The sequence below is a fragment of the Chitinophaga oryziterrae genome (assembly GCF_009758125.1).
GTDB lineage: Bacteria > Bacteroidota > Bacteroidia > Chitinophagales > Chitinophagaceae > Chitinophaga > Chitinophaga oryziterrae.
Genome location: NZ_WRXO01000001.1, coordinates 362913 through 389810 on the forward strand (window position 1 = coordinate 362913; position 26898 = coordinate 389810).

Consider the following 26898-nt stretch of genomic DNA (forward strand, 5'->3'; position numbering starts at 1 on the left):
TAGAGACGTAATCTATTAAAACCATTAACCTTGCTAACTTATCATTTAAAGAAACTGTTAACCATTACCGGACTTATATACGCTGGTTATATACTTTCCTTTTGCGTCATAACAAGAAAGTTTACATTTTCTTACCAGGATTATTTATATGGCGATACTATCGCTTTTACGTTATTGTTTGCCATAATTATCCATGTACATTACGCGTTTATTTTTAGTAAATATGCCAGCAGGAAAAAGTGGATACAGTACCTTTTGTTTTCTTTTTTATTATCCATTGCATTTTTTATAACTGATTACCTGATTTATGATGATACCGGGAGTAATATGATGCAACAGTTTATTATTGTATATCCTGCAACGTTTGTATATGCCTTACTCATTTCGCGGATCCGCCAGCGTACAATCAGAGCTGAGATGGAGAAGGCGTTGGCAGAAGCCAGGGTAAAAGCTATGCAGGCACAGATACATCCTCATTTCCTGTTCAATACACTTAATAGCATTTACAGTACTTCCCTGCAGGAAGATGCCAGAAAAACATCTCATCTCATCGAAATGTTTTCTGATCTGTTAAGATATTCCATTGATGATAATGATAAAAAAAGAGATATCATACAGGAGTTTGATTTTATAACGAATTATGTAAATCTTCATAGAACACGCTTGCTTGCCGATCATATTTTGGAGTATGATGTAAGCCTTGATGCCAATAATTGCAAAATCTATGCAATGCTTTTATTGCCGTTTATTGAGAATGCTTTTAAGTATGGACTGGCAACAAACAAGCCATCTAAAGTAAGGATTGATCTTCGTGTTAAGTCCATGCAATTATTGCTGCATATTGAGAATGATATTCAGGCTGCAACCGGCAAAGGATCAGGTATCGGACTAAAGAATACCAGAGCACGACTGAACCTGTTTTATCCCGGAAAATTTGCACTAAAGAATGAGTGGCATAACAACAAATATATTGTCTCGCTGGAAATAGATTTAGTCAATGATTAAGGCAATAGCAATAGATGATGAACCTCTTGCTCTGGAAGTTATAAAAAACCATTTCCAGGAATTTAAAGGAGTTGAACTGACGGCTTGTTTTACTAATGCTGTTGATATGTATTCATTTTTAGAAGTGAATGATATCAGACTAATATTTCTGGATATCCATTTAAAAGAAGCTTCCGGTGTAGACATTGCTAATTCTTTAAAGGATAAATATGCGATTATTTTTACGACTGCTCATACTGATTATGCGTTACAGGGCTACGACCTGGATGTAGTGGACTATCTGTTAAAACCCATAGGCTATAAAAGATTTGCAGCAGCATGTAATAAGTTTTTAAGCAGGTATGCACAGCTTGTCAGCACAGAATTATTGGTAAAGCAAGGAAATACTATACACAAAATAGATGCACAGGATATCCTGTACCTTGAATCTGCAGGAAATTACGTTAAACTATATTTTGCAAACAGGTTCATTTTAAGCAGAAGTACACTGAAGGAAATAATCAGGGAGTTGCCGCTTGGAATGTTTGTAAGAACACATAAAAGCTTTGCAATAAACAAAGCGAAAGTTACTGCTATCGAACCCACGCAGGTATGGCTGAAAAATATAAGTATTCCGATAAGCAGTAGTTTTAAAGAGAAGGTGATTTCAGGAATAAACAGAGGAGAATTATAGGATAATAAAAAGTCCTCCGGGGAACCGGAGGACTTTTTTTAACACAACTAAAAAACAATCAAACATCGAATAGATCAATCGGGTTTTTTCCCGTCTAAAAAGGTATTAATCGTATTGATTTCTGCCTGGTTATTATGACTATCGGTTACAGTATAGTTAGAGTAAAAACTTTCCGCGGAACCCGAGCCGTTATCGAGATCGATATTGCGACGGATATAAGCCGGAACGTTTTCTAATTCAGTTGCATTGTCTATGCCTTTCACATTAAAGCTGATGCTACGGAGTTTTGCGACTCTTTCAGCCTGCTTCCTTTTCTGTTCTTCCATCTGCTCATCAAAGTAATGCAGCTGAGGATGATGATCGGCATGTGCATCAGGAGCCTGCTGGTCTTCTTCACGGAATACCATCTTCATGGCTGGAGCATCATCTGCAGAAGGAGGCGTATTGCCTGGTTCTATGAAGATGTGTGAAGGCCTGGCAGACTGATTTGGCTGAATCACATTAATACCACCAGCAGATTGGGAAGATGGAGGAGCAGATACAGGCTCAATATTGAGCGTATAGTTTTGCCTCTCTGGCTGTGGTGGAGTATAAGAGGTAACAGGTTGTGTCACAACCGGTTCTACCAGTCGTGGTGCCATATGGTCTGTAGGCTCTACCGTAAGGTTAGGCTTTTGACTCATTTTTTTTTCATCACCATCACGACCCAGTTCCATTACGATCTTAGGTTGTTCTTCCACAGCATCCTGCGGGAGCCTTAGCTGCTGGATGGGTCTCTGTTCAAAACCTGTCGCAATGATGGTTACACCCAGATTGCGGTCAAGTGACTGATCATAACCAATACCCAGGATAACATCGCAATCCTCACCAGCCTGGCTTTGTACGTAAGCCTGTATAGAGTCCATTTCATCCAGTGTATGCTCGAAGTCGCCTTCAGCAGATGAGATGTTGATAAGGATCCATTTAGCACCACGGATGTCGTTATCATTCAGCAACGGAGATGTCAGAGCTTCCTCGATAGCTCTCTGTGCACGGCCTTCGCCTTCTGCAACAGCGGAACCAAGTATAGCCACGCCACCATTACGCATAACGGTACATACGTCGGCAAAGTCTACGTTGATCTGACCGGTAGAGTTGATCACATCAGTAATACATTTAGCCGCAGTAGCGAGTACGTTATCTGCTTTTTCAAAGGCTGCTCTGGATTTCAGGTCACCAAATCTTTGGCGCAGTTTATCATTGGATATGATAAGTAAAGTATCAACATAGTCTTTCAACCTGTTCACGCCTTCATCAGCCTGTGCCATCCTTTTTTTACCTTCGTAAGAGAAAGGAGTGGTAACAATACCCACGGTTAAAATACCGAGTTCCTTACATATTTTAGCAATGATAGGAGCGCCACCGGTACCGGTACCACCACCCATGCCTGCCGTAATGAAGGCCATCTTTGTATTTACCTCCAGTATCTTTTTGATTTCTTCAAAGGACTCTTCCGTCGCCTGTTCTCCGATGCGCGGATTAGCACCTGCACCTAGTCCCTGCGTTAAGTGCGGTCCCAGCTGAATTTTGTTGGGCACGGGACTGTTAGCAATAGCCTGTGCATCGGTATTGCAGATGATAAAATTCACACCCTCAATGCCTTGGTTGAACATGTGGTTCACCGCATTGCTTCCTCCACCACCAATGCCTATCACCTTAATGATGGAGGATTTTTCTTTAGGAAGATCAAAATGTATCATGACTCTAATTCTTTTATGGGTTAGTTAGTTATAATTAATAATGCCCACAACAACTTATCCTATGGTCTATCTTATGTTATTAATTATTCGCGTATTAATTCCTGATTTTAAAACCGTTTGAAGCTGCAACAATTAAGCCACATACTATAAAAAACGGGTTAAAGCTTTGCATCTTCTTCTTCCGTGAACATATCAATGATCTTTGTTTTCATCCTGTCCAGGAATGTTTTCAGAGAAGCGTTTCTTTCCCTTACTCTCTTTTCCTGTGCCTGTTCAACAGTAGGCTCTTGCTCCCAGCCACTTTCCTCCTGTACAGTTGCATTTGCGGCCTGTTCTTTGGCGAGGTAACTGGTATTTATTTTAACATAGTTTTCTTCTAATGCCCTGCGATCGTTCTCATAATCATTGTAGCCTTTGAGAATGAGACCAACGCATGTTGCATACATTGGTCTTGTAAGTTCATCAATATGACCATTGGCAAGATGCTCGTTCGGATAACCTATACGGGCGCTTACACCGGTAGTATATTCTGTTAACTGTATCAGGTGTTTCAGTTGTGATCCTCCACCGGTAAGGATAATGCCGCCATTCAGCATTTTATTGTCCATACCGATCTGTTTCAGGTGATACACTACAAAGTCCATGATCTCACTCATACGTGCCTGTATGATATGTGCCAGGTTCTTTACAGAGATCTCTTTCGGGCTCTGACCACGCAGACCAGGTATTGTGATGTAGGCATTGTTTTTAGCCTCATCAGCCAGTGCGTATCCGAACTGTACCTTCATTTGTTCTGCCTGTGTTTTTAATACGCCCAGGCCGTTTTTGATATCGTTGGTAATGTTCTCTCCACCATAAGGAATCACCGCTGTATGTTTCAGGATACCTTCGTAGAAAACAGCCAGGTCGGTAGTACCGCCTCCTATATCCACAATGGCAACTCCTGCTTCAAAGTCCATATCACACATAACAGCGGCAGCAGACGCCAGTGGCTGCAATACCAGATCATGTATTTTAAGTCCGGATTTCTCCACACTGCGGTTAATGTTACGGATGGCGTTTTTATCGCCCGTAATAATGTGGAAGTTAGCACCCACTTTCACACCAGACATCCCGATAGGATAGGTGATGTTCTGCAGGCTATCCACGATATACTGTTGTGGTATTACGTCAATGATCTGATCACTGGCGGGTATCACTGTTTTATACTGGTCATTGATCAGCTGATCAATATCTTTTTGAGAAATTTCTGCGTCAGTATCGCTGCGAACGATGTCGCCACGTGTCTGCAAACTTTTAATATGATGTCCTGCAATACCTACGTATACTTCATTTATCTCCAGGTTAGGATTGGACGCATAGCAGTTCTCCAGGGCCTGACGTATGGCCTTGATAGTTTGGTCGATATTCAGCACCATGCCATGCTGAACACCAAAAGATGGGGCTTTACCGAATCCCAGGATTTCCAATTTCCCGTATTCATTCTTTCTTCCTGCAATGGCAGCAATCTTTGTAGTTCCAATATCGAGACCTACAATGATGGGAGCTTCCTGATTCATGGCGTTCTATTGTTTTTTGTTGTGTTAACAGATCTCTTCACCGGCTTATACACAGCTTTCGGTTCCTTCGTATGGGGTACCTTTTCCTTTTGTATTTTCGGTTTTGCTGGCGCGGATTTGGGTGTTGCCACCTTCGTCTTTGCCTTTGTTGTTTCGGGTTGCTTTACTTCTTTCGCATGTGTTTGTACATGTTCAGTGCTGTCATGCGCTGCCGCAAGCATTGCACTGTCTGCAGCTGTCAGCGGTTTAGGCTGTTCTGCAGCATTTCTGCGTGTACATACTACCTCGTTCTCATAAGCAACATCTATGCGTGAATAATTATTCCAGCCCACTTTACTCAATCCTTCTTTATAAAACGCCAACAGTTTGCTGAATTTCTTTTCTATATCAGTACCGTCACCAAATGCGATTACATGATCGCCTAGTTTTGGTGTCAGTTCAAATTCACGTTGTGGTGTGATTAATACCTGGTCAACCTGCGCTAACCAGAATGGATCTGCCATAATAAAGCTGCCCATCTCTATCACCTGTGATGCAAGCGCACTGTCTGCCTTTTGCAGCTTAACTGCATCAGTAGGGAAGTCCGTGAACACCGGTACCCTGGCTGCGTAACGGGTAGATACCGGTATGCGGTCTCCATCCTTATCAAAGTAAAAGCTACTGCCGGATACAGTAAATACACGTGCTACCGGTTCCCGCTGTGTTACTTTGATATTCAGCTTGCGCTGATTATCGATGTATATCTCAGCATTCTTTACCCAGGGATCGCGTGATACGATCTTTTCCAGGTTGGCAATGTTGATATTGCTGATAGGCTTTCCCACAGGGTTTAATGCCTTGTCGTATGCTATCAGGGCTTTAATATCTTTTTCTTCTACAAAGAAATTGCTTTCATCACCTGCCAGTTTCACGACGATGCCTTTGCATTTGCTGGCTTCTTTATCCTGCACCGCCGCCATCAGCAATACCACGAAACCACACATCACTGCCATCCATAGCAGTGTTGTGCCTATCCGTTTTAATGCCTTTTTGGTTTTGGGTTGCATTATCTAATTTTCGTTTGTAATAATTCTTTCTCCATTCAGGATCTCCTGCACCGGTTCTCTAAACTGATCGATATCTCCTGCACCCGCCGTAATAAACAGGGGTACATTATGAGATTTAAGCCAGTCCTGCACATTTTCTTTTTCTATCACCTGCACTGGTACTTTCGTGATCTTCGCTGCTATCATTTCACTGCTAACACCTTCGATCGGTAATTCCCTGGCCGGATAAATCGGCAAAAGTAATACTTCATCTGCCAGCGAGAGGCTTTCTGCGAACCCATCTGCAAAGTCGCGTGTACGTGTGTACAGATGCGGCTGAAATATGACGGTACACTTTTTACCAGGAAACAGTTCACGGGCGCTGCTGATGAGTGCGCGTAACTCTTCAGGATGATGTGCATAGTCGTCTATATACACCTGGTAATCGTTTCTGATAAGGTATTCGAACCTGCGCCTGATACCTTTAAAGTCAGCTATAGCTGCTTTTATTTTGTCATCTCCAATACCCAGCAGGTGAGCCACTGCCACTGCCGCTACCGTATTTTCTATATTGTGCGTACCTCCAATTGGTAAATGTATATCATGCAGTGTCCAGTCTTTTTTTATTACATCAAACCTGTACCCACCATCTTCTAGCTTAATATTGGCAGCATATACACCTGCTTTGTTGTCCTGCAGGTGGTACCATAATTTGTTATCACCTTTCAGATCAGCTGCACGTTGTAGTCCCAGTCTGGCCACCAGTGTCCCATTTGGTTTTATGTTGGCAGAGTACTGTACAAATGCATCCTGTACTTCTTCTTCCGTACCGTAAATATCCAGATGGTCTGCATCCATAGCTGTTAATACAGCAATATCCGGGTGCAGTTTCAGGAAAGAACGGTCGTATTCGTCTGCTTCAATCACGGCCACATTTCTGTCACTGCTCCAGAAATTCTGATTGTAGTTGGCACTAATGCCACCAAGGAAGGCATTGCAACCATAACCGCTATCTCTTAGTATATGCGCAATAAGGGTAGAGGTGGTTGTTTTACCATGTGTACCGCCTACTGTAACAGCAAACATTTCGCGGGTAATTTCCTGCAGTACATCACTGCGTTTTACTACCTCATAATTGTTTGCCTTATACCATTTCAATTCTTCATGTATAGACGGAATAGCGGGGGTATACACTACCAGTTGCACATCTTTGTCTATCAGTGTTATATCTTCCGAATAATGGATCCGCATACCTTCTTTTGTCAGCTGGCGGGTAAGCCCTGTTTCGGTACGGTCATAACCGCTCACATGCACGCCCTTTTCATTGAAGAACCGTGCAATGGCGCTCATGCCAATGCCGCCGATGCCGACGAAGTATACACGTTGTATGTTATTCAGATCCATTTTATTATTTATCCGATTAATGTCATTACCTGTTTTGCGATTACCATATCAGCATTGCTGTTTCCCAGCTTACCGATATTCTGCTCCAGTTGTTCCAGCAATGCTTTGTTTTGCACAAGGCTGAATAAAGTATTGCCTAACTGGGCGGCTGCGTCATCATTTTTGATGATAAGAGCAGCATTCTTCATTACCAGGCTTTGTGCGTTGAAAGTCTGATGATCTTCGGCCGCAAAAGGGTAGGGCACAAATATCACTGGCTTTTTCACTACACATAGTTCAGCAATGGCCAGCGCACCTGCACGGGATATTACCACATCTGCCGCTTTATAGGCAAAGTCCATCAGGTTAATAAAGTCAAACACTTTTACATGCGAACTATATGCAGACGCTGCTGCTTTGGCAGTATCAAAATATGGTTTGCCTGTTTGCCATATCAGCTGAATGTCTTTTTCAACAAAAGCAGGCAGTAAAGGATGTAATGCTTCATTGATTGCTTTTGCACCCAGGCTGCCACCTACAGCAAACACAGTCGTTTTGCCTGATTGCAAACCAAAATGTTGCAATGCTTCCTCCTTTGTAACAGACGACTGTGTGATGTTTCCGCGAACAGGGTTCCCGGTTACCACGAGCTTGTCTGCCGGAAAGAATTTTTCCATACCATCGTAAGCGACGCAGATCTTTTTTGCTTTCTTTCCCAATATCATATTGGTTTTTCCGGCAAAAGAGTTTTGCTCCTGTATCAATGTTGGAATGCCTTTACCTTGTGCTTTCCGCAACATGGGGAAACTTGCATAACCACCAACGCCTACCACTGCATGTGGTTGGAAGCGATCGATAATGCTGCGTGCCTGCCCCAGGCTTTTTAATATTTTGAACGGCAGCAAAAGGTTCTTCAACATATTGCTGCGGTTAAAACCCGCTATTTCCAATCCTTCTATCTGGTAACCTGCCTGCGGCACTTTCTCCATCTCCATCTTGCCTTTGGCCCCGACAAAAAGGATCTCCGTATTGGCATCTATCTTTTTCAACGCATTGGCAATAGCAATAGCCGGGAAGATATGTCCTCCTGTACCGCCGCCTGCTATGATAATTTTGCGTTGCATCCTTTTTAATTTTAAGCTGTCTGCATATTTTGTTGTTCCATCACTTTCGCAATCCTTTCCTGTTCAATACGTTTGCCTTCCAGTTCATCCACATTTCGTGATACACTCAATATGATACCGATGGCAAAACTGGTAAATATTACTGAAGACCCTCCCATACTTACCAGTGGTAGTGTAACCCCTGTAACAGGGAATAGCCCTACGTTCACCGCCATATTCGTAAGTGCCTGTATTACAAGTGTGACGCTCAGTCCTACTGCGAGAAAAGCACCAAATGCGTATGGGCATTGACGAAATATGCGTATACTCCTTAAGAGTAATAACATATAGGCCATCAATATCAAAAAGGCGCCAAAGATACCATACTCCTCAATAATAGTTGCATATATATAATCACTATATGCGTGAGGAAGAAAATTTCTTTGTGTACTGTTACCCGGCCCCTTGCCCAATAGACCTCCGCCTGCTATTGCGATGTTTGCCTGTTGCACCTGGTAGGGTGTTTCAGAATCTTCATTATTTGTAAAATGTTCAATCCTTTTCGCCCATGTTTCTGTACGCATCTTTATGCCTGTAATCTTTGCAAAAACAAACATCAGCAGGATTAATCCCACACCAGCGCCTATCATTGATAACAGGTACTTAACCGGCACCCTGCCTATAAAGCACAATAGCATGCAACTGGCGCCCAGGAGCAATGCGGTAGACATGTTAGCTGGCATGATCAGTACACAAACGATACCCACCGGAATAATAATAGGCAGAAAGCCTTTCTTAAAATCAGTGATCACATGCTGCCGTTTGGATAACTGTCTGCTTACATACATAAAGATGGCCAGCTTGGCTACATCGGATGTCTGGAACGTCAGATTAATCACCGGAAGCCGGATCCACCGGCTTGCTTCATTAAGATTGGACCCAAATGCCAATGTATATATCAGAAGAGGAATGGAGATGATAAACCCTATCTGTGCCGCACGTGAGTAGACTGTATAATTTACACGGTGGGCAAAATAGATGATCAGCAAACCCATTACCAGCACACTCAATTGTTTAAACAGGTAATACTCGGTATGCCCTCCCTGCTCACGGTACGCCAGTGATCCCGTTGCGCTGTAAACAGCCAACAGGCTCACAAGTGACAGGAAGACCACGATGGTCCATATCACTTTATCGCCCTTAGTTCTTTGAAGTATACCGTCCATTTTATCTGTTTTAATTGTTACAGCTCCCTTACTGCCTCTTTGAACTGCCTGCCTCTGTCCTCATAATTTTTGAAGAGGTCAAAGCTGGCGCAGGCAGGGGAGAGCAATACCACATCTCCTTTAGCCGCATGCTTAAAAGCTGCCTGTACGGCATCTTTCATATTGCGTGTGTCTATCATCAGCGGGGTATCATTTGATAATGCTTCCCTGATAGGAGCATTGTCAACACCCAGACAAACAATCGCCTTTACTTTTTCTTTCACCAGTTCCCTGATAGCACTGTAGTCATTGCCTTTATCTACTCCACCCATGATAAGGACCACTGGTGTTTCCATACTTTCAAGCGCAAACCAGAGAGAGTTTACGTTTGTAGCTTTACTATCGTTGATGAAATCAATCCCGCGCACAGAAGCTACATACTCCATGCGATGCTCCAGGCTCTTAAAGGAAGTAAGGCTTTCGCGTATCTTCTCTTTTCTGATGTCCATGGTGCGTCCTGCAATACCCGCTGCCATTGAATTATATAAATTATGTTTGCCTTTAAGAGCAAGATCATACATTGATACGATCACCGGCTCGTCATTTACCTGGATGTTCACTTGTTCGTTTGCCATAAATCCTCCTTGCTTTAATGGTTCCATGATAGTAAAGGGTATTGTTGTTGAGTAAATTGTTTGTTTTTCTAAATGTTTGATGATTTCAGGATCGTCCTTGCAATACACGAAGTAATCTTCCGGCCCCTGGTTCATCGCTATGCGGAATTTGGATGCCACGTAGTTCTCCATTTTGTAATCGTAACGGTCCAGGTGATCTGGTGTTATGTTTAGTAAAATAGCTACGTTAGGTTTAAATTCTTTTATATCGTCCAGTTGAAAACTGCTTATTTCCACTACATAGTAATCTACCGGGGCAGTAGCAACCTGCCTGGCATAACTAAGTCCAATGTTGCCTACCATGGCTACATTGAGCCCTGCCGTTTCAAAAATGTGAAACGTCAGCGCAGTAGTGGTGCTTTTGCCATTACTGCCTGTGATAGCAATGATCTTTTTATCCTTGCTGAAGCGGTATGCCAGTTCTATCTCTGAAATAACAGGTACCTGCATCTCCCTCACTTTCTTCATCAGTTCATTCTTCTCCGGAATACCCGGGCTTTTCACAATTTCATCTGTGTTCAGGATGATATCCCAGGAATGATGTCCTTCTTCAAAAGGAATATGATTTACCGCCAGTTCCTGCCTGTAAATATCTTTGATCACGCCACCGTCAGATACGAATACATCATACCCCTGCTGCTTGCCTAATAGGGCAGCACCAATTCCGCTTTCGCCGGCACCTAGTATGACGAGTTTTTTCTGCATACTTATCTCATTTTTAATGTTGCGATCGCTACTACTGCACACATGATCGTTACGATCCAGAACCTCACGGCAATCTTACTTTCATGATATCCCAGTTTCTGATAGTGATGATGAAGCGGAGACATTTTGAAAATGCGTCTTCCTTCTCCGTACTTCTTCTTTGTGTATTTAAAATAAGAGACCTGCAACACCACGCTCAGGTTTTCTACAAGGAATACCCCGCAGAAAATAGGTATCAGCAATTCTTTCCTTACAATAATGGCCAGGGAAGCAATGATACCACCCAGTGCAAGACTGCCCGTATCTCCCATAAATACCTGTGCCGGGTAGGCATTGTACCAGAGGAAACCCACACATGCCCCTACGAAGGCGGCAATGAAAATGGACAGCTCCCCCAGGTTGGGTATGTACATGATGTTCAGGTACTCTGCAAACTGTATGTTACCCGATACGTAAGCAAATACCCCAAGACATACCCCGATCACTGCCGATACTCCCGTCGCCAGTCCATCCAGCCCGTCCGTAAGGTTTGCCCCGTTGGATACTGCTGTGATGATAACGATCACGATGAATATATACAGAATGTAAGTGTATTTTTCAGCGCCAGGTCCCATCCAGGAAATGAGTTTTGCATAGTTGAACTCATGGTTCTTTACAAATGGAATAGTAGTGATTGGCGTTTTTACATCTGCGAAACGGTGACCGTCTTTGGTGACCCTTTCACTGCTGCTGATCATTCTCTCATAAGGAGCCAGTTTCTTTGCACCTATTATCTCCCGGGAGATGACTACGTTCTCATTAAAGTATAAGGTGCTGCCGATAATAATGCCCAGGCCGATTTGCCCGAGGACTTTGAACTTACCAGCTAAACCTTCTTTGTTCTTTTTAAATACCTTGATGTAATCGTCCAGGAAGCCTATAAGGCCAAGCCATACTGTGCATAACAGCATCAGCCATATATATACCGTTTTTATCTGTGCAAAAAGGAGAGTAGGAATTACAATCGCAGACAATATGATAAGACCTCCCATAGTTGGAGTTCCTTTTTTTGTATTCTCACCTGCCAGTCCCAGATCACGGATCGTTTCTCCAATCTGTTTACGTTGCAGGAATCTTACAATGCTCTTACCCAACAATAAAGATATAACCAGTGACAACAAAAGTGCCATGGTAATACGGAACGTAATGAATTGAAACATTCCGCTTCCGCTGAAATTCAAAGTTTTCAAATAGTTGAATAAGTAATATAGCATATAGTTAGTTAGTCTCGGATCGACAGTCCACGTGACTGTTTTGTTGTTTCAGATTTCCTTATTTTCCCATCAGTTCCAGCATCTCACGTAATACCTGTTTATCATCAAAAGGATGTTTTACCCCATTGATATCCTGGTATTTTTCATGTCCTTTACCCGCAACCAGGATGATATCTTCCGGGTTGGCCAGGCTACACGCAGTTTTAATAGCTTCCTTCCTGTCTACGATAGACAATACTCTCTTTTTAAGATGCACAGGAACACCTGCTTCCATCTGACGGATAATCTCTGCCGGATCTTCCGAGCGTGGATTATCTGAAGTGAGTATCACTTTATCGCTGCGTTCCGCTGCCACTTCTGCCATAACAGGACGTTTTGTTGTATCACGGTCGCCTCCGCAGCCTACTACAGTAATCACCTGTTCAATACCTTTACGGAGGTTCTTAATAGTAGCCAGTACATTCAGTAATGCATCCGGTGTGTGCGCATAGTCAACGATACCAATGATTTTCTGTTCTGCGGACAGAATGTAATCGAAGCGTCCTTCTGCACCGGACAAGCCACTAAGCGCCTGCAATACAGCATCTTTTTCCTGACCCAGCATAATGGCTGCACCATATACTGCCAGCAGGTTATAAGCATTGAACTCTCCGATAAGGCGGAAGTGTACTTCTTTTTCATTCACTACCATAATCAGCCCTGTGAGATTGTTCTCAAGGATTTTACCCTTGAAATCAGCTACAGTACGCAGGCTGTAAGTCGTTTTCTTTGCCTTTGTATTCTGCAACATCACGCTACCTCTCTTATCATCCAGGTTAGTGAGTGCAAACGCTGTATTGGGAAGTCCGTCAAAGAAGGCTTTCTTCACCTTTATATATTCATCGAACGTTTTATGGTAATCGAGGTGATCATGTGTAATGTTGCTGAAGATGCCGCCTGCGAACTTCAGCCCGGCAATGCGTTGCTGGTGTATTGCATGCGAGCTTACTTCCATGAACACGTATTCACATCCTTCCGCTACCATATCCGCCAGCAATCCATTCAGATGAATGGCATCCGGTGTTGTATGTGTAGCAGGAACGATCTTCTCACCGATCTGATTCTGCACAGTAGACAGCAATCCGCAATGGTATCCCAGTTCGCTGAACAGTTTGAACAGGAGAGTAGCGATGGTCGTTTTACCATTTGTGCCGGTAACTCCTACCAGTTGCAGCTTCTGTGACGGGTTGTTATAAAAATTACCTGCAATGGTACCAGCTGCAATAGCGCTGTTTACCACCTGTATATAACATACAGTTTCGGATAATTGCGCAGGCAGTTCTTCACAGATGATTACCGTAGCGCCTAATTGCAATGCTTTATCAATAAAGAGATGACCATCGGCGTGTACTCCCCTGATAGCAATAAAGGCATCTCCCTCACCAATGGCGCGGGAGTCTATGCTCAGTGCGTTCACAGTAATATCTGTACTACCATGCACCGCCTGGATGTTCACGTTGTATAATATGTCACTCAGTGTCCTCATCTCTTAACTAAGTTCTATTACGATTGTCTGATCTCTTGATAACTGAGTGCCGCCGGGTATAGATTGATTCTTTACCTTGCCGGCACCTTTTATAACCACACGCAAACCTGCATTTTCCAGCAGGTACAGCGCATCTTTTAATCCCATTCCTGTTACATTGGGTACAGCACCTTTATTTTGTGCCACCTGTGCAAAGGCGATTTTCTTGTCATCCACTTTTGCACTTACCCAACTGTTGTTGTTCACACTGCCCTGCATAGGGATGTTCAATGTGTTCAGTATTTCTTTCCACTCATGGCCCTGTCCGTTCTTGAAAGCCATCAGCGTATCCATTTGCAGGCCGGCTTTGATAGGCAGTTGCTTTTCTACTGCTATGGCAAACAGCTTGTCTGCTACTTCACGGAATACTGGTCCTGCTACTGCTGCACCATAAAACTTAGCGGCATGTGCTTTGTTCTTGATCACGACCACGCAGGTGAATTGCGGATCATTTGCCGGAAAATACCCTGCAAATGATGACTGGTATATCTTATCTGCATAACCCCGGTTGCCATTGGCTACCAGGGCCGTACCGGTTTTAGCGGCAAATTTGTAATAGCGTGTCCATAACCCTTTAGCAGTTCCGTTCATTACCACACCTTCCAGCATCTGTTTCACCTGTTTCAAAGTACTCCTGGAACAAATGCTATCCATTACAACGGTAGGCTCAAATTCCTTTACAGGTTTGCCATATTCCACAATGGAATTCACCAGGTAAGGCTTCATCATTTTTCCGTTGTTAGCTACAGCGTTGTACAGCATGCAGGTTTGTAACGGACTAACCAGTACCTCATAACCAAAGGCCATCCAGGGTAAGCTGGTTGCGCTCCATGTTTTAGAAGCGGTAGATTTTATAACTGGCTTTCCTTCACCTACCAGGTCTATGCCCGTAGGCTGGTCCAGCTTTAACTTTTTCAGATGTGCAACAAAATCGTTCGGCTTTTTATAATAATACTGGTAAGCCAGTTTAGCCATTCCCACATTGGAACTCAGTTCAAAGGCGTGTTTGATAGTCACGTTTGTTTGTCCGGGATGTGGTTCCGAATCGAATACAGTTCTTTTGCCTATCTGCCATTCACCTTCATGCAGGTTTACCATATCGTCCATGGTTGCATATTTATCGTCCAGTACAGATATGATGGTGGCCAGTTTGAAAGTAGAACCCGGTTCTGCTACCTGCAGTGCGTAGTTCATATCTTCGAAATAACTGCCGTCCGGTTGTCTGCCCAGATTGGCGATAGCTTTTATTTTGCCGGTCTTCACTTCCATCAGGATGCAGCTGCCATGTTCTGCTTCGTTGCTCACCATCATGTTCATGAGGGCTGTTTCAACGATATCCTGCATATTCACGTCCATGGTGGTGATGACATCCCTGCCATTTTCCGGTTCGATATCATATCCTTCTACCGGTATATAGGTGCCGCCTGCTATGCGGCGCATTAATCTTTTCCCTGTTACCCCTCTCAGGAAATCGTCATAAGTTCTTTCGAGCCCTACGTTCTGTGCATTTTCCCTTGACAGTCCTATTGTGCGGTTGGCCAACAGTTTAAAAGGGTTAATGCGTTTATTCTTTGTTTCAGCTATCAGCCCACCTTTGTTCTTGCCCAGCCGGAACATGGGAAAGTTGCGGAGTTGCTGAAACTGATTAAACTGTATATCACGTTTTAAAAGAAAATAACGGTCCTTGCTTTTGAAGCCTTCCCGTAATATCTGTTTATATTCTTCCGGTGTATGATCATTGAACAGGCGGGAAAGATAAATGGACAACGAGTCTACATTGTCCCTGAAAACTTTTCCGTTTTTTTCGCGCAGGTTATCAGCTGCAAAATCCACCCGTACATCGAAATAGGGGATGGAAGTAGAGAGCATCCTGCCTTCTTCAGAATAAATGGTACCACGGTCAGCATCCAGGGATACATAGCGGGTGTGCAGGCTGTCTGCCATGCTACGCCAGTAGTTGCCCTGTACATTCTGAACAAAGAACACTTTCACCAGTATTGCCACAGCAAACAGCCCCATGCCGATGAAGCATAGATACACTCTCCACAATATGTCCTTCTTTACTTCCACTATCTGATTATTCTGTTTTTTGTAGTTCTATTTTTTGGGGTGGGATGCTGAGTTCTTTCAGTCCCAGCGGTTCTACAGCTCTGCTCACTTCACTCATCTTGCTGCGGAACATCAGTTCACTCTTCACATTCAGGTATTCCCACTTCAGTTCTTTTATTTCCCTGCCCAGCTTATTGATGCGGCGAACTTTTTTCTCCGCCAGATGGCTGTTGGCGATATATATCAGTGCCAGTACTGCAAGGAACAATATGAAGGGCATGTTCTGTGTGATGGCCCTGTAATTGATGCGCAGGCGCCATTCCCTTTTTTGTTCCGGTTCCTCCGGCATTACTTCGTCTGGTATATTCTCTTCCTGCAACACGGTCTTTTATTTAGCTAATAAGCCAATGTACCTGTCGCATAACAAGCACATTGGCATAGCGGATTCATAATCTGTCTTATATCTTTTCGGCTACCCTTAGTTTCGCACTCCGGGACCTTGTATTACGTTTCAGTTCTTCCTCACTGGCGGTTACCGGCTTTTTGGTAATTAGTCTGAACAATTTGGCTGGAGTTTCAAATGAATACTGATCATCCTGTATCTCAAATTGTCCTGCCTTCATAAAATTCTTCACCAGCCTGTCTTCCAGAGAGTGGAAAGTGATTATTGCCAGTTTGCCTCCAGGTTTTAGTATTTCGGCAGACTGTACCAGTAAATCTTTCAATGCTCCCAATTCATCATTCACTGCTATCCGGAGTGCCTGGAACACCTGTGCCAGGTATTTCTGCGGATTTCCTTTCACTATAGGTTGTATAACTGATTTAAACTCATTGATGGTGCGCATGGGCCGGGCCTTGCGTTGTTGTACAATTGTTTTTGCCAGGGTTTTTGCGTTTGTGACTTCTCCGTAATCCTGGAACATCAGGTGAAGCTGGTGTTCTGAATAGGTTTGCAGCAATTGGGCCGCCGTAAGGGTTGCCCGCTGGTCCATTCTCATATCCAGCGCACCTTCAAACCGGGTGCTGAACCCTCTTTCCGCAGTATCAAACTGCCAGGAGGATACCCCCAGATCAGCCAGTATACCATCTACAGGGGCTGTTTTATAGAGTTTCAGAAAACGCTGCATATGCCGGAAGTTATGTTGTACAAAAGTGACCCTGGGGTCATCTATCCGGTTCTTATATGCATCTTCATCCTGGTCAAACACGATGAGCTGCCCGTTCTCATTCAGGTGTTCCAGTATTGCCCTGGAATGGCCGCCTCCGCCAAAAGTGGCATCTACATACACCCCATCCGGGCGGATCTGTAGCTGCGTGATCACTTCCTGCAGCAATACGGGCAGGTGATATTGTGAAGGTTCTCCCATACTCTTAAATCGAAATATTGTTATCTCCACCTCCCATTACCTGCTGAGCAAGATCACTAAACGATCCTGGTGAAAAATTTTCAAAGAACTCCTGGTATTTTACTTTATCCCAGATCTCTATTTTATTTGAAGCCGCTGCCAGTACAATGTCTTTTTCAAGGTTGGCATACGACATCAGGCCTTTGGGTAATAATAACCTTCCTGCACTGTCCAGTTCAACGATGGTCGCCCCATTGAGGAAATAGCGGCGGAATTCCCTAACTTTCGGATCAAAGTCGTTCAGCTTGCTGATCTTCTCAAAAATTGGCTGCCATTCACTCATGGGATATAAAGACAAACATTTTTCGAACCCCCGGTTGATGACATACTGGTCTCCGGCGCTTTCTGCCAGCTGTTTTTTAAATCCAGCAGGTAGTAAAAAGCGCCCCTTTGCGTCCAGCGTAGCCTCGTATTCACCCAGAAAACCTGTCATACTTGGGGGAGAAAGTCCTTAAATTCCATTTCCTAACACAAAATAACACTTTTTCCCACTCTCTAACGAGGAATTGGAATATATATTTTTTCCACAGCACTTTTATGCCCATAGGAGTGGGTTCTGACAGCTTTTTTCAGTGTTGAATGTGGATAGTGTGAATGTAAATGTGGACAAATTGTTCAAAACAGTAATTAATTTGTTTATAAACTACTATGTGATTCATTGCTCGCTGCTTTCATCAGGTATATCCCGTCACTTAAAGACAAAAAATGCGCGGTTAAAGTACCCCTCTATTATGTAAGAAGAGGCATAAAAGATCGAAAATGACCTTTTGTGGTAAAAAGTGGGGTATCCGGTTTTTGCAAAATTTTAACAGCTTCAATTCCTTCCCTATCTTACATTTACATTTAATTCTTAACTTTGCCCACATTTATGCGGAAAATTCTCTTATACATCAGTCTTTTATTAGTGGTTATAGCTTCTTCCTGTAATGTGGAGCTGCGCAGAATTGAAAAAAGTAAGGACTACGAGGCCAAGCTTGCTTATGCCGATAAACTTTACGAAAAAAAGAAGTATACATCAGCTCAGGGATTATACGAATCGCTGTTCCAGGTATATAAGGGTACTGAAAAGTACGAACCTATATATTATAAGTATTGCTACTGCTCCTATAAATTAAAGGATTATGTACAGGCTGGGTTCTATTTTAAGAACTACCTGGATAACTTCCCGAACAGCCCGCGCGCTACCGAAATGGACTATATGCAGGCTTATTGCTACTATAAGCAATCTCCTAAAATACCGCTGGATCAGACCAATACACAAAAGGCTATTGCTGCTATGCAGACCTTCATCAATAACTATCCTACTTCCGATAAAGTGGCAGAAGCTAACCTGGTGATCGAATTATGCCGCAAGAAACTGGAAAGGAAAGAATTTAACAGTGCAGAACTCTATTATAACCTGGGATACTACAAATCAGCTGCCATTTCATTCAAAAGCCTGATGCGTAACTACCCGGATTCTGATAAGAGTGATGATTATAAATACATGGCTATCAAAGCTTATTTCAAATATGCAGAACATAGCATCATGGACAAGCAGAAAGAACGCTACGATGACGTTGTAACCGAATACCTGGACTTTGCAGACCACTACCCGGACAGCCATTTGAAGCCTGATGCCGAAAAATACTATAACTTAGCACAAAGCAATATCAAAACACTCGAGTCTTATACCAAGCCCGAGCATAAAAGATCAAGCTTAGACAACATCAATTAATAAACAATATAATTCCCTGGAGAATGAGCAAAATAAAAAGAGGCCTGACCAGTAGTATTAATCCAATGGTGGAAACCAAAAGTACTACCGAGATTAAAAGCAAAACTGGTAACCTGTATGAATCTATTGCCGTAATAGCCAAACGCGCCAATCAGATTAACATATCTGTAAAGGAAGAGCTGCACTCCAAACTGGAAGAATTTGCCAGCCATACAGATAACCTGGAAGAAGTGCACGAGAACAAAGAGCAGATAGAGATTTCCCGTTTTTACGAAAGAATGGCTAATCCTGCTATCCAGGCTACACAGGAATTCCTGGAAGACAAGATCTATTTCAGAAGAAATGATGACGACCTGTATAGTTAAGTAATGACTGAAAAATATCTAACTTCATGGCGGCAGAAATAACATTCTGCCGCCATTTTATTTATATGCTTCAAGGAAAAAAGATCTTACTCGGCGTATCAGGCAGTATTGCGGCTTATAAAGCAGCTACCATTGTCCGGCTGTTGGTAAAAGAAGGTGCTGATGTGAAAGTGATCATGACCCCGGCCGCCTGTGATTTTATTACGCCCCTTACACTGGCTACCTTATCAAAGCACGAAGTACCTGTCACCATCAGTGATAACCAGAGCTGGAATAACCATGTCATGCTGGGTCGCTGGGCAGACGTAATGCTGATAGCTCCTGCCTCTGCCAACACAATTGCCAAAATGGCTAATGGCTTCTGCGATAACCTGTTACTCGCTACTTATCTTTCTGCTACATGTCCCGTGCTTTTTGCGCCGGCGATGGATGAAGATATGTGGCATCACACTGCTACCCGCCATAATATTGAAAAACTCCTGTCTTACGGGCATAAACAACTGCCGGTAGAGAAAGGAGAACTGGCCAGCGGGTTGTTTGGTGAAGGCCGTATGGCTGAACCGGCAGATATTATCACCTACCTGCATGCCCATTTTGAAGATAAAAAACCATTAACCGGGAAAAAAGCCCTGGTTACTGCCGGTCCTACACAAGAACCATTAGATCCCGTACGTTATATAAGCAATCATTCCAGTGGGAAAATGGGTATTGCCATTGCAGAGGCACTGGCAGCTGCCGGTGCAGAAGTAACATTAGTGCTGGGACCTACTCACTTATCTTCTACTGTAAACACCATCAGGGTGGTAACGGCCGAGGATATGCTAAACAACAGCAAGGCACATTTTTATACATCTGATGTGGTGGTAATGGCCGCAGCAGTAGCTGACTACCGGCCTAAATTCGTGGAAGATAAGAAGATCAAGAAAGGAGCAGGAGATGAGCTGACACTGGAACTGGAGAAAACACAGGACATCCTGCGCACCCTGGGGACCGACCGTCCCGCAGGACAGGTACTGGTTGGGTTTTCCCTTGAAACGAATAATGAGCAGGAATATGCGTTAAAGAAGTTACGTGAAAAGAACCTGGACCTGATCGTGATGAATTCCCTGAATGATCCGGGTGCCGGGTTTAACTATGATACCAACAAAGTAACCCTGTTTGATCGTAACGGTGTAGCAAAAGACCTGCCGCTGAAATCCAAACAGGAAGTGGCAAAGGACATTGTTACTGCAATAACAGACATTCTCCAAAGCCGGAACGTATGAAAATCTGTATAATGGTAAATAATCTACAATTGAAGACAGGCTTCTTATTTCTGATAATACTGTTTGCTACTGTGTTCGTACAGGCACAGGAACTGCGTGTAAATGTTACCGTTAACAGTAACCAGATAAGCGGTTCAGATAAGAAGATGTTCACCACCCTGCAAAATTCTATCAAAGAGTTCCTGAATGGCCGTCGCTGGTCTGATGATGTATATACACCTGCTGAACGGATAGAATGCAATTTCCTGCTCAACATCACAGGAGACATGGGAGGGAACCAATACAAAGCTACGCTCACCATACAGGCTACACGTCCGGTATTTAATTCCGGGTATGTAAGCAGCCTGCTTAACATGCAGGATAATAACATCGTATTCCGTTATGTAGAATTCCAGCCATTGGAATTCAGTGATAACCGCGTAGTAGGGAATGATCCGCTGGCATCTAATTTAACGGCTACCCTGGCCTATTATGCTTACATCATCCTGGGACTGGATAACGACTCTTTTTCTCCCCGTGGAGGTGATGCGTTTTTCAAAAAGGCACTGAACATTGTAAGCAATGCACCGGATGGCAAGGATATAGCCGGATGGAAACCTTTTGAAGGTAACCGTAACCGCTACTGGCTGCAGGATAACCTGCTGAATGTAAAATTTAGCCGTTTTCATGATGTGATGTATCAATACCACAGGCAGGGGCTGGATGTGATGTATGATGATATGACAAAAGGACGTGGAGCGATCATGAACTGCCTGAACATGTTATACGCAGTGTACCAGGATATTCCTAACTCTATGCTGATGGCAACGTTCTTCACTTCCAAATCGGACGAATTACAGAAGATATTTTCCAAAGCTCCCCCACAGGAAAAATCCCGTGCAGCACAGTTACTTGCACAAATGGACGTAACCAATGCTGCAAAATACCAGCAGATGAAATAGCTTTGTACTGTATTAAGAGGAAAATATTTTATGTATAGGACCGTTATCGTTTTTCTTTTGCTGTTTACTATTGCCTGCGGACAGGCGGACAGGGTTCCTGAAGGAGTCCTTTCCAAGGAAGAAATGAGGGATGTGCTGATAGATATGAATCTGGCTGATGTATACAGCAGTGAGAGCGGAGATCATGGTATGCCGTTGCTGGATTCTGTACGCCAGGGCAAAGTGAAAATATATTATACCCAGATATTACAGCTGCATAAGATTACTGTAAAACAGTTCAGGAAAAGCTATGATTTTTATGAAAGTCATCCGGACAGGTTTAAAGAGGTCTATGACATGATGAAAGATGTAGTCACAGCAGACAAGGATGCAATAGAGAATGGCAATCTGGTAAAGGAGTATATCAACAATCCGCAGACACCTTTGCCATTTGGTAAGAATGTGCTAATTTCAGCCGTACGCGATACTATTATTCCATTTGTTAAGAAAAATAAGAGGGTGGAACTCAAACGATAAGCTCTCTGCACAAAACACCAAAACATGAACAAAGTTGTAGCAAATGCCGATGAAGCATTGCATGACATCCGGGATGGGGCCACACTGATGCTGGGTGGATTCGGCCTTTGCGGAATTCCGGAAAACTGTATAACTGCGTTGGTACGCAAAGGTATACAACAGTTAACCTGCATCTCCAACAATGCTGGTATTGATGATTTTGGCCTGGGGCTGTTGCTGCAGACAAGACAGATCAAAAAGATGATGTCTTCTTATGTAGGGGAGAATGCCGAATTTGAAAGACAACTGCTTTCCGGTGAACTGGAAGTAGAACTGATACCCCAGGGTACGCTGGCCACCCGTATACAGATGGCAGGTATGGGCATCCCCGCTTTTTTTACACCTGCAGGTTATGGTACGGAGATCGCCGAAGGAAAAGAATCACGCGTGTTCAATGGCAAGCATTACCTGATGGAACTGGCACTACATGCCGATTTTGCAATGGTGAAGGCCTGGAAGGGAGATACAATGGGCAACCTTGTTTTTCGTAAAACTACCCGCAACTTCAGTACTTCAATGGCAAAAGCCGGCACCATCACCATTGCAGAAGTAGAACACCTGGTACAACCCGGAGAACTGGACCCCGATAATATACACGTTCCCGGTATTTATGTACACCGCATTTTCCAGGGCAGTGATTATGAAAAACGTATTGAACGGAAAACGGTGAAAATGAATTAACGGTTCCCAACCTTAAACCTCAGAATCAATATGTCTTTAGATAAATATAGTATAGCTAAAAGAATAGCGCAGGAACTGCGTGACGGTATGTATGTAAACTTAGGTATAGGCATTCCTACGCTGGTAGCTAATTTTATACCGCAGGGCATTTCCATTATGCTGCAGTCCGAGAATGGACTGTTAGGTATGGGGCCTTATCCGGCAGAGGATGAGATAGATGCTGATCTTATCAACGCAGGCAAGGAAACAGTAACATTACTGCCAGGTGGTTGTTATTTTGATTCTGCCGAAAGCTTTGGAATGATAAGGGCAGGAAAGGTGGATCTGACCGTATTAGGAGCGATGGAAGTTTCTGAAGCAGGAGATATTGCCAACTGGAAGATCCCTGGAAAAATGGTAAAAGGAATGGGTGGAGCAATGGACCTGGTAGCTGCTGCCAGGAATATTATTGTAGCCATGATGCATACAAATCCCAAAGGGGAAAGTAAATTATTGCCCGCATGCAGCCTGCCTCTTACTGGTGTTGGCTGCGTAAAAAAGGTAGTAACAGAACTGGCCGTACTTGACGTCACTCCCGAGGGATTCCGGTTACTGGAACGTGCGCCAGGCGTAAGCGTGGAAGAGATCATCGCTAAAACCGCCGGCCGGCTGATAGTGGAAGGGGACATACCCGAAATGCAACGCTGACTTTTTTAAGGGCTGAAATTAATTCAGCCCTTTTTTATACAAGTGTCTTTGTTACACCTATAAGCATTCTGCTTGAAATTAGCAATACCCATAAGTGGTTATTGTATTAAGCTACAAATAAAGCATCTTTGTTCTGTCAACAGTTGTCAGGGATTATTCTATCGTCATCAGGGGCATTCGGGAGTATTGTATCTAAGGGGACCAAAGGCCAAACTAAAATATTAATGATGCATAATGCATCTGGATCGTCAGTGAACAAATGAATTATCTTACAGCGTTTTAGCGACACGACACAGTGTGTCTATCTATCCTTTATAGCAAAGGGACAAAAAGATAATAAATTATTATAGGATTTTATATTATTAAAATATAAATTATATAATAGTTTTGCTCCTTCCTTGTCCTATTTATCCTTAATCTGTGTATATGACCAAAACTGTGTCCACTAAATATTCAGTAAGTTTGCCATCGACTTTAGATATTGATGTAGATTATCATTTGCATGTTAATGCTGACGGTCAGATAGCACTGACCAAAGGGACCAACAAACCTTACAATGGACCGTATTATTCAGGGGGGGCAATAACCTCGCGTTATGAAGGTTGTAAATATGGTTTCTTCCTTCCTCTAAGTTATAACAGCCTATCAAAATTCAATGCAGGATTTAGCTTATGGGCGGATCCGTTGTATGAGGGGGCAGGCAGTGTGCTGAGTGCATTGATGGGCGATCCCCAACAGGCTGATGTATTCATCGGTTTCAGATTTGGACAATTGTACAGCGCTAAAAGATAATTGATAAGGACAAGTGTTCATCTCCGGCCATGGCCAGGGAAGGACCCCTGTCCTATGTTAAAAAAAGCGGTTGTCCCGGACTCTTGCCGGGATGACCGCTACCTGTTTTTAACCCATTAATTTTCCGTAACTTAACAGTACTTTTCACAGTTAAAGTGTTCGATGTGCAACCAGGGTATTTATGTTACAATGGGAAATTCGTGCCGGCCTCAGAGACCGTTTTAACGGCAGATAACCGCTCTTTTCGTTATGGAGATGGCTGTTTTGAAACTATGAGGGTATACCAGGGTGAAGTATTACTCGCAGATCTTCATTTTGAACGGCTAATGGCCAGCCTGCACCTCCTGCATTTTACACCTCCTTTACATTTCACCAGATCTTATTTTACAAAGCTGGTAATGGACTTATGTGCCAGGAATAACCACGATCAGCTGGCCAGGGTAAGATTGACCATTTTCCGGTCAGATGGAGGTTTATATGATCCGGTTAATAATATACCCTGTTTCATTATTCAAAGTTGGGACCTTGACAAAAAAGTGTTAGAGCTGAATGATACAGGACTGGAAATTGATGTCTTCCCCGACGTAAAAATAAGCTGTGATAAATTTTCTTCTATCAAATCAAATAACTGCCTGCCTTATGTAATGGCAGCCATGTATGCAAAACAACACCGTATTAACGAAACTATTCTGCTGAACCCTTATGGACGTGTGGCTGATACAACAATCGCCAACCTGTTCATTGTACATCGCGGACAACTTATAACGCCACCTTTGTCTGAAGGAGGTGTTTGTGGTGTGATGCGTAAACACCTGCTGCAGATGGACCTGCCCTTCCCTGTTATAGAAAAACCATTAACAATAGAAGACCTTGAAAATGCGGATGAAATATTCCTCACCAATGCCATCTCAGGTATCCGCTGGGTAGGAATGTTTCGCGACAGTAGTTACGGTAATGCTTCGGCAGTAATTATCCACGAATTATTACACGAAGGGATATCGTAATCTGACTACTGATAAAGACTGAAAACGCGCCGCAGTGGCATTCTTTTAGTACCACTATTTTAATTTTTTCCGACTTATCTTGCTGTTGATTGTGTACGTGTAACCGAGAACTGCAAAACTAACCACTTTATGCCTGCAACAGTAAATTTATGCTGGTTGCGCCGTGATCTGCGTCTGCTTGATCAGGCCGCGCTATACCATGCTTTAAAGTCCGGCAATCCTGTAGTGCCGGTATTTATATTTGACTCCGATATCCTTAATGATCTTGAAGATAAACATGACCGCAGGATCACATTTATCCATGATACCCTGGAGGAAATGCAGAAACAACTGGCCAGACTAGGAAGTACAATGGACGTATTTTACGGTACTCCCACAGAAGCTTTTCAATATTATATAAAACAGTATGATGTAAAGGCCGTGTTCACCAATATAGATTACGAACCTTACGCTACTAAGCGGGATGCAGCTGTCGCTAAAATGCTGAAAGAAAAGAAGATCTCTTTTCATCAGTATAAAGACCAGGTAATATTTGACCGTAATGAGGTATTGAAAGATAATGGAGATCCCTATACAATTTTTACACCCTACAGTAAAAAATGGAAAACCTTATTAAACGATTTTTACCTTCGTCCTTATCCTACAGAAAAATATTTCCGCAACTTCTATAAACAGAAAATTAAAAAAATCCCGGCATTGCGTACACTCGGTTTTCAGGCTGGTGAACGGCATTTCCCTCCAATAAAAGTAAAGGATAGCCTGATAGAGAAATACGATCAGACGCGCGACTTCCCTGCACTGCCAGGTACTTCCCATCTTGGATTGCATCTGCGTTTCGGAACAGTAAGTGTGCGCGAACTGGCTGAAAGAGCAACCCATCTGAACGATACATTCCTGGGTGAATTGATATGGAGGGATTTCTTTCAGATGATCTTATGGCATTTCCCGCACGTAGTGCATCAGTCGTTCCATAAGGATTATGACAACATCAAATGGCGCAATAATGAGGCGGATTTTAGACGCTGGTGTAATGGAGAAACAGGGTATCCGATTGTGGATGCTGGCATGAGAGAACTGAATGCAACGGGTTTTATGCATAACCGCGTACGAATGATTACCGCCAGTTTTTTAACAAAACATCTGTTGATAGACTGGCGCTGGGGAGAGGCCTATTTTGCGAAGAAATTACTTGATTACGATTTGTCTGCAAACAATGGAAACTGGCAATGGGCCGCAGGTTGTGGTTGTGATGCAGCACCTTATTTCCGGGTATTCAATCCTGCATTACAAGCACAAAAGTTCGACAAGGATTTGAAGTATATCAGAACATGGGTGCCTGAATTTGAAGAACTTACGTATGCGAAACCAATCGTTGTGCATGAAGATGCGCGGAAGCGGGTACTGGAAGTATATAAAAAAGCATTGGACAGACCAATGCAAAAGGGACAAAAATAAATATAGCGTATGGGAATCTGATTTACGCAAAGAGGAATAAAACAACAACTGGTAAGGTTCAAAAGAGCAATATCCAATACTTGCCCTTCGCAT

The 26898-nt window shown here is 43.2% G+C and carries 25 protein-coding genes; 12 read left to right on the forward strand and 13 right to left on the reverse strand.

Going from position 1 to position 26898, the window contains the following annotated elements:
- The first annotated feature begins 30 nt into the window (after positions 1–30).
- On the forward strand, positions 31–1005 hold the full coding sequence (locus GO495_RS01565) for a sensor histidine kinase (protein ID WP_170302616.1): 975 nt from the start codon (positions 31–33) through the stop codon (positions 1003–1005).
- Entirely contained in the window at positions 998–1678 is a 681-nt protein-coding gene (locus tag GO495_RS01570) for a LytR/AlgR family response regulator transcription factor (RefSeq protein WP_157297951.1), read from the forward strand. Before GO495_RS01565 ends, GO495_RS01570 begins: the two co-directional genes overlap by 8 nt.
- A gap of 74 nt (positions 1679–1752) precedes the next feature.
- On the opposite strand, the gene ftsZ is transcribed toward GO495_RS01570, so the two are convergent.
- The 13 genes from ftsZ to mraZ form a co-directional block, all read right to left on the reverse strand.
- Complete coding sequence (gene ftsZ / locus GO495_RS01575; protein ID WP_157297952.1) at positions 1753–3417, reverse strand: cell division protein FtsZ; 1665 nt, start codon at positions 3415–3417, stop codon at positions 1753–1755.
- A 158-nt stretch (positions 3418–3575) separates the two neighbouring features.
- Complete coding sequence (ftsA, locus tag GO495_RS01580; RefSeq protein ID WP_157297953.1) at positions 3576–4976, reverse strand: cell division protein FtsA; 1401 nt, start codon at positions 4974–4976, stop codon at positions 3576–3578.
- A complete protein-coding gene (locus GO495_RS01585; RefSeq protein WP_157297954.1) occupies positions 4973–6022 on the reverse strand; it encodes a cell division protein FtsQ/DivIB in 1050 nt (349 codons plus the stop codon). The genes ftsA and GO495_RS01585 overlap by 4 nt, the downstream gene beginning before the upstream one ends.
- A gap of 3 nt (positions 6023–6025) precedes the next feature.
- On the reverse strand, positions 6026–7405 hold the full coding sequence (gene murC, locus GO495_RS01590) for a UDP-N-acetylmuramate--L-alanine ligase (protein WP_157297955.1): 1380 nt from the start codon (positions 7403–7405) through the stop codon (positions 6026–6028).
- An 8-nt stretch (positions 7406–7413) separates the two neighbouring features.
- On the reverse strand, positions 7414–8508 hold the full coding sequence (gene murG / locus GO495_RS01595; protein ID WP_157297956.1) for an undecaprenyldiphospho-muramoylpentapeptide beta-N-acetylglucosaminyltransferase: 1095 nt from the start codon (positions 8506–8508) through the stop codon (positions 7414–7416).
- A gap of 11 nt (positions 8509–8519) precedes the next feature.
- Positions 8520–9713 (reverse strand): FtsW/RodA/SpoVE family cell cycle protein, encoded by a 1194-nt coding sequence (locus GO495_RS01600; RefSeq protein ID WP_157297957.1) that lies wholly within the window; start codon positions 9711–9713, stop codon positions 8520–8522.
- 17 nt (positions 9714–9730) lie between these two features.
- A complete protein-coding gene (gene murD / locus GO495_RS01605; RefSeq protein ID WP_157297958.1) occupies positions 9731–11071 on the reverse strand; it encodes a UDP-N-acetylmuramoyl-L-alanine--D-glutamate ligase in 1341 nt (446 codons plus the stop codon).
- 2 nt (positions 11072–11073) lie between these two features.
- Complete coding sequence (mraY, locus tag GO495_RS01610) at positions 11074–12270, reverse strand: phospho-N-acetylmuramoyl-pentapeptide-transferase (protein WP_240915122.1); 1197 nt, start codon at positions 12268–12270, stop codon at positions 11074–11076.
- A gap of 112 nt (positions 12271–12382) precedes the next feature.
- Positions 12383–13849, reverse strand: coding sequence for a UDP-N-acetylmuramoyl-L-alanyl-D-glutamate--2,6-diaminopimelate ligase (locus GO495_RS01615; protein WP_157297960.1), 1467 nt, complete (start codon positions 13847–13849; stop codon positions 12383–12385).
- 3 nt (positions 13850–13852) lie between these two features.
- Complete coding sequence (locus tag GO495_RS01620; protein WP_338075340.1) at positions 13853–15958, reverse strand: penicillin-binding protein; 2106 nt, start codon at positions 15956–15958, stop codon at positions 13853–13855.
- Between the two features lie 7 nt (positions 15959–15965).
- Positions 15966–16319, reverse strand: a complete 354-nt coding sequence (locus GO495_RS01625) for an FtsL-like putative cell division protein (protein ID WP_338075341.1) — start codon at positions 16317–16319, stop codon at positions 15966–15968.
- Between the two features lie 76 nt (positions 16320–16395).
- A complete protein-coding gene (rsmH, locus tag GO495_RS01630) occupies positions 16396–17304 on the reverse strand; it encodes a 16S rRNA (cytosine(1402)-N(4))-methyltransferase RsmH (RefSeq protein WP_157297961.1) in 909 nt (302 codons plus the stop codon).
- Between the two features lie 4 nt (positions 17305–17308).
- Positions 17309–17776, reverse strand: a complete 468-nt coding sequence (gene mraZ, locus GO495_RS01635) for a division/cell wall cluster transcriptional repressor MraZ (protein WP_157297962.1) — start codon at positions 17774–17776, stop codon at positions 17309–17311.
- Between the two features lie 435 nt (positions 17777–18211).
- Between mraZ and GO495_RS01640 the strand changes: the two genes are divergently transcribed.
- The 10 genes from GO495_RS01640 to GO495_RS01685 all read left to right on the forward strand — a co-directional run bounded on the left by GO495_RS01640 (position 18212) and on the right by GO495_RS01685 (position 26805).
- The gene (locus tag GO495_RS01640) at positions 18212–19060 is read left to right on the forward strand and encodes an outer membrane protein assembly factor BamD (RefSeq protein ID WP_157297963.1); all 849 of its coding nucleotides are present in this window, start codon (positions 18212–18214) and stop codon (positions 19058–19060) included.
- Between the two features lie 23 nt (positions 19061–19083).
- On the forward strand, positions 19084–19425 hold the full coding sequence (locus GO495_RS01645; RefSeq protein ID WP_089779550.1) for a DNA-directed RNA polymerase subunit omega: 342 nt from the start codon (positions 19084–19086) through the stop codon (positions 19423–19425).
- Between the two features lie 65 nt (positions 19426–19490).
- The gene (coaBC, locus tag GO495_RS01650) at positions 19491–20690 is read left to right on the forward strand and encodes a bifunctional phosphopantothenoylcysteine decarboxylase/phosphopantothenate--cysteine ligase CoaBC (protein ID WP_157297964.1); all 1200 of its coding nucleotides are present in this window, start codon (positions 19491–19493) and stop codon (positions 20688–20690) included.
- 11 nt (positions 20691–20701) lie between these two features.
- Positions 20702–21631: a type IX secretion system protein PorD gene (gene porD, locus GO495_RS01655; RefSeq protein ID WP_240915123.1), complete on the forward strand. Its 930-nt coding sequence runs from the start codon at positions 20702–20704 to the stop codon at positions 21629–21631.
- 30 nt (positions 21632–21661) lie between these two features.
- Positions 21662–22147, forward strand: a complete 486-nt coding sequence (locus tag GO495_RS01660) for a DUF4296 domain-containing protein (protein ID WP_157297966.1) — start codon at positions 21662–21664, stop codon at positions 22145–22147.
- Between the two features lie 24 nt (positions 22148–22171).
- Positions 22172–22867: a CoA transferase subunit A gene (locus GO495_RS01665; RefSeq protein ID WP_157297967.1), complete on the forward strand. Its 696-nt coding sequence runs from the start codon at positions 22172–22174 to the stop codon at positions 22865–22867.
- Positions 22868–22897: 30 nt separating this feature from the next.
- Entirely contained in the window at positions 22898–23554 is a 657-nt protein-coding gene (locus GO495_RS01670) for a 3-oxoacid CoA-transferase subunit B (protein ID WP_157297968.1), read from the forward strand.
- Positions 23555–23980: 426 nt separating this feature from the next.
- Positions 23981–24346 (forward strand): hypothetical protein, encoded by a 366-nt coding sequence (locus GO495_RS01675; RefSeq protein WP_157297969.1) that lies wholly within the window; start codon positions 23981–23983, stop codon positions 24344–24346.
- Between the two features lie 164 nt (positions 24347–24510).
- Complete coding sequence (locus GO495_RS01680) at positions 24511–25350, forward strand: aminotransferase class IV (RefSeq protein ID WP_157297970.1); 840 nt, start codon at positions 24511–24513, stop codon at positions 25348–25350.
- A gap of 129 nt (positions 25351–25479) precedes the next feature.
- A complete protein-coding gene (locus tag GO495_RS01685) occupies positions 25480–26805 on the forward strand; it encodes a cryptochrome/photolyase family protein (RefSeq protein WP_157297971.1) in 1326 nt (441 codons plus the stop codon).
- Positions 26806–26898: the final 93 nt, after the last annotated feature.